This is a genomic window from Streptomyces sp. NPDC039480 (assembly GCF_055597165.1).
The window spans coordinates 1-4400 of record NZ_JBVITX010000030.1 but is presented as its reverse complement, the minus strand read 5'-3'; the positions used below and the strand labels follow the sequence as shown (position 1 = coordinate 4400).

Below are 4400 nucleotides of genomic sequence, written 5' to 3'. Positions count from 1 at the left end.
GCCGGTGTCCAGGTGGTGCTGACCCAGGATCGCCATGCCGAGCGGTTCGAGGGCTTTGGTGGTCGTGTGCTGTCGGTGGATGACGTTCGGGTGGCCGAGTCGATTGCCGGGCAGTCTGCTGGGTCACCGGGTGTGCCGGGTGATCCGGACCGTCTGGCGTATGCGATCTATACGTCGGGTTCGACGGGTCGTCCCAAGGGTGTGCAGGTGGCGCATCGGGGTGTGGTCAATCATGTGCTGTGGGCGGCCGCTGAGTTGGCGGGGCGCGGCAGTGGTGGTGCTCCGGTGTTCTCGTCGGTGGCGTTCGACCTGGTGGTGCCGAACTTGTGGGCGCCGCTGGTGGTGGGTCAGCCGGTTCATCTGATGCCGCAGGGCATCGAGTTGGACGGTCTGGGCACGTGGCTGGTGGATTCGGGGCCGTTCAGCTTCGTCAAGCTCACTCCGGGGCATCTGGAGATCCTCACGCATCAGTTGGGCGAGGAGCAGGTGCGTCAGCTGGCGGGCGTGTTCGTGGTGGCCGGTGAGGCGTTCTCCGGTCGGCTGGCCGAGCGCTGGGCCGGGCTGCTGGGCGCGGGCCGGGTACTCAATGAGTACGGTCCGACGGAGGCGTCGGTGGGTACGTGCACCTATCCGGTGGACGGTCCTGTGGCCGCGGACGTGGTGCCGATCGGGCGCCCGCTGCCCAACATGACGATGCACGTCCTGGACCGGCGGATGCTGCCGGTGCCGGTGGGTGTGTCCGGCGAGTTGTACGTCGGCGGTATGGGCGTGGCGCGTGGTTATGCGGGGCGTGCCGGTCTGACGGCCGAGCGGTTCGTGCCCGATCCGTTCGGGGCGCCGGGAGCCCGCCTGTACCGCACCGGGGACATGGTGCGGGTCCTCGCGGACGGCAGCGTCGACTTCATCGGCCGTGCCGACCTCCAGGTCAAGATCCGCGGCTATCGCATCGAACTGGAGGAGATCCAGGCCCGGTTGGGCGAGCATGCGGGCGTGCGGGAAACCGTGGTGATCGTGCGCGAGGACGACCTCGGTGACAAGCGTCTGGTGGCGTACTACGTGCCTGCCGACGGCCCGGTCGCGGCCGAGGACCTGGCTGCGCACTGCGCGGTCCGGCTGCCCGACTACATGGTCCCGGCCGTGTTCGTCGAGCTGGCGGCCCTGCCGCTGAACGCCAACGGCAAGGTCGACCGCCGGGCACTGCCCGCGCCGGACGCGGAGGCGACGGACGCGGGACCCGCGTACGTCGAGCCGTCCACGCCCACCGAGCAGCGTCTCGCCACCCTGTGGGCCGATGCGCTCGGCCGGGAACGGGTCGGGGCAGATGACAACTTCTTCGACCTCGGTGGCCACTCCATCCTGATCATCAAGGTGGTGTCGGCCGCCCGGCAGGCGGGGCTCCCGCTCTCGCTGTTCATGCTGTACCAGCACCGCACGCTCCGTGACCTCGCGGCCGAGGTCGACGCGGCCGTGACGGCTGAGGCGGCTGAGGTGGATGTGGCGACTGAGGCGTCGGAGGGAGTTGAGGCGGTCGTGGCGGCGCCCTCCGCGGCTCCGGACTCCCTGCTCGGCGGCATCGACCTGGGCGTGGTCCCGGGAGTGAGCGTCGCCGTCATCGAGGGAGGTGAACTCGTGGCGGTCGAGACCGCGGGCGTGCTCGGCGCGGCCGGGAGCACCCCGGTGACGGCCGACACGGTCTTCCAGGCGGGCTCGGTGAGCAAGCACATCACCGCCATCGGCCTGCTGCGCCTCGCCGATCAGGGCGTGCTCGACCTGGACGAGGACGCCAACCGGTACCTCACCTCCTGGCGGGTGCCCGGCATCGACGGGTCCGAGCCGCCACGCATCACCTGCCGTCAGCTGCTCGGCCATCTGTCGGGCCTGCTGCCGACGCCCGGCAAGGGCTACCTCCCCGGAGGGCCCGTGCCGTCCCTGACCGATCTGCTCAACGGCCGGACACCGGACGGCATCCCCGCCGTCCGCCCCGACCTGCGGCCGGGCGAGGCCTTCCGCAAGGCCAACGTCCACTACTCGGTGCTCCAGCAGGTCATGACCGACGTGACCGGCGAGTCCTTCCCCGCCCTGATGCGGGCTCTGGTTCTCGATCCGCTGGGGATGACCGGCAGCAGCTTCGACCAGTCCTTCCCCGAGACCTCGGGCAGGCCCGTGGCCCTCGGTCACGACGAGGAAGGCCAGGCCGTCGACGGCGGCTGGCGGGTCCGCGCCGACCTGGCCGCCGCCGGGCTCTGGACCACCGCTGCCGACCTCGCCAAGGTCGCCATCGAGGTCCGGCGGTCCATCCTCGGCCGACCGCTGACGCTGCTCACCCGGCCGACGGCGGCGCAGCTGCTGACCCCGCACGAGGGCAGCTTCTACGGCCTGGGCACGGTGGTGGACGACACGGCCGCGGAAGAGGTCCAGTTCGGCCACGGCGGTGAGCCGGTCGGCTACCAGGCACTGACGCTGACCCGCGTCCGGCAGGGCAGCGGGGTCGTGGTCCTGGCCAACAGCGGCGGAGCCAAGGACGTCGTCAAGGCCATCGCCGACACGGTGGCCGCGGGCGGTTCCGGACCGTCGGCCTAGCGCCCGGTCCCGCCGCCGTCGAAGCCGCGCCGGGCCCACGGGGACCCCCGCTGTGGGCCCGGCGCACCCTCTCGAACACCCGGGCGCCTCGCGCGCGTCCGGGTGTTCTCGTACACACCGAACTTGTTTGAGGAGGCGCCCACGTGAGCGTCAAGGAGGAGTCCACCGTCGAAACAGGCGGTACCGGCGCCGAGCAGAACGGTGCGGAAAAGGAGAAGGAGAAGGGAGAGGAGAAGGAGGAGAGGAGCGCCGGGAGCGGAGAGCTGCCGCCGCTCCGGAAGAACCGCGACTTCCTGCGGTTGTGGATCGGCGCCGGAAGCACCCTGCTGGGCACCGGCGTCGCCACCGCCGCGTACCCGCTCCTGATCATCTGGTTCACCGGATCGGAGATCGGGGCCGGTCTGGTGGGCTTCGCCGCGCTGCTCCCGCGCCTCCTCGTGCAGCTGCCCGCCGGAGTCCTCGTCGACCGCTGGGACCGGCGCCGCGTGATGATCGCGTGTGACGTCCTCGGCCTGCTCGCGATGGTCAGCGTGGCGGTGGCCCTGCTCGCAGACCGGTTCTGGCTGCCCCACATCATGGGCGCGGCGTTCGTCCAGGGCAGCGCGGCGATCTTCTACCGGCTCGCCGAACGAGCCGCCGTCCGCAACGTCGTCGCCCCCGGCCACCTGTCCGCCGCGCTCTCGCAGAACGAGGCGCGCGGCCAGGCCGCGGCCCTCGTCGGCCAGCCTGCGTCCAGCTCGCTGTTCGTCACCGGTAAGTGGCTGCCCTTCGCCTTCGCTGCGTTCTCCCACCTCGTCGCCCTGCTGACGCTGCTGCCGATCAAGAAGAAGTTCCAGGTGGAGCGCGCGGCGGAACCCCACAGCATCCGCGCCGAACTCGCCGAGGGGTTCGTATGGGTGTGGCGGCAGCGCTTCGTACGGGACGCGTCCATCCTGATCGCGCTGACCAACCTCGTCTTCCAGGTGCTCTCCCTGTCCCTGGTCGTCCTCATCAAGGACGGCGGCGGCTCTCCGATGGCCGTCGGCGTCATGGGCGCGGTGGCGGGTGTCGGCGGCATCCTCGGGGCCCTGACCGGATCCTGGTGGATCAAACGCCTGACCCCCGTCTCCACCCTCATCGGCACCGTCCTCGTGTGGGCCGTCCTGATGGCGCCGATGGCCTTCACCTCCAACCCCGTCATCCTGGGCGGCCTGTACGCGGGAATGAACTACGCGTCGGCGCTGATGGGCGTCGCGGGCGGCCTCTACCAGATCCAGATCACCCCGGACGAGCTGCAGGGCCGGGTCACCAGCGTCGGCGCCCTGCTCGCCTCGGGCGCCAACTCCACCGGCGCGATGGCGGGCGGCTTCCTCCTCGCGGCACTCGGCGCGAGCACCACCGTGCTGACCGCGGCCTGCGTCATGCTCGCCCTCGCGGCCGGAGCCGCCCTGAGCCCCGGCATCCGCAGCGCACGGGACGCCACCTTGGTCACGGCGAGATGACGTCCGGCGCCGGCGCCGGCGGAGAGCTATAGGTCTCCCTATCGGAGACCTATAGGGAGAGCGGCGAAGAAGTATAGGTCGGCACACACAGTGGACGGAGGGAACGGGATCAACACATGACGCTGTGAGGTGGAGGACAAGTGAACGGCGCGGAGCGGGAATCGGGTGTACGAGGGTCCGGCGCGGTCGCACGTGAGGAGCTGCTGCTGCGGCGTCTGAGCGGTGGCCGTGGCGGGTCCGGCATGGGCCGGGGCCCCTCGGCGATCGGCCGCGCGGATCGTTCCGGGCCGTTGCCGCTGTCGTTCGGTCAGCAGCAGATGTGGTTCTTGAATCGTCTTG

Annotated in this window: 3 protein-coding genes; all 3 read left to right on the top strand. The window is 70.9% G+C overall.

The annotated features are described in order from the left end of the window. Window positions 1–12: 12 nt before the first annotated feature. Complete coding sequence (locus ACZ56E_RS40620) at window positions 13–2580, top strand: serine hydrolase (protein ID WP_471221998.1); 2568 nt, start codon at window positions 13–15, stop codon at window positions 2578–2580. A gap of 143 nt (window positions 2581–2723) precedes the next feature. Further along, the gene (locus ACZ56E_RS40615; RefSeq protein ID WP_471221997.1) at window positions 2724–4061 is read left to right on the top strand and encodes an MFS transporter; all 1338 of its coding nucleotides are present in this window, start codon (window positions 2724–2726) and stop codon (window positions 4059–4061) included. Between the two features lie 140 nt (window positions 4062–4201). Beyond that, window positions 4202–4400, top strand: a 199-nt coding sequence (locus tag ACZ56E_RS40610) for a hypothetical protein (protein WP_471221996.1), incomplete at its 3' end; no start/stop codon positions are given.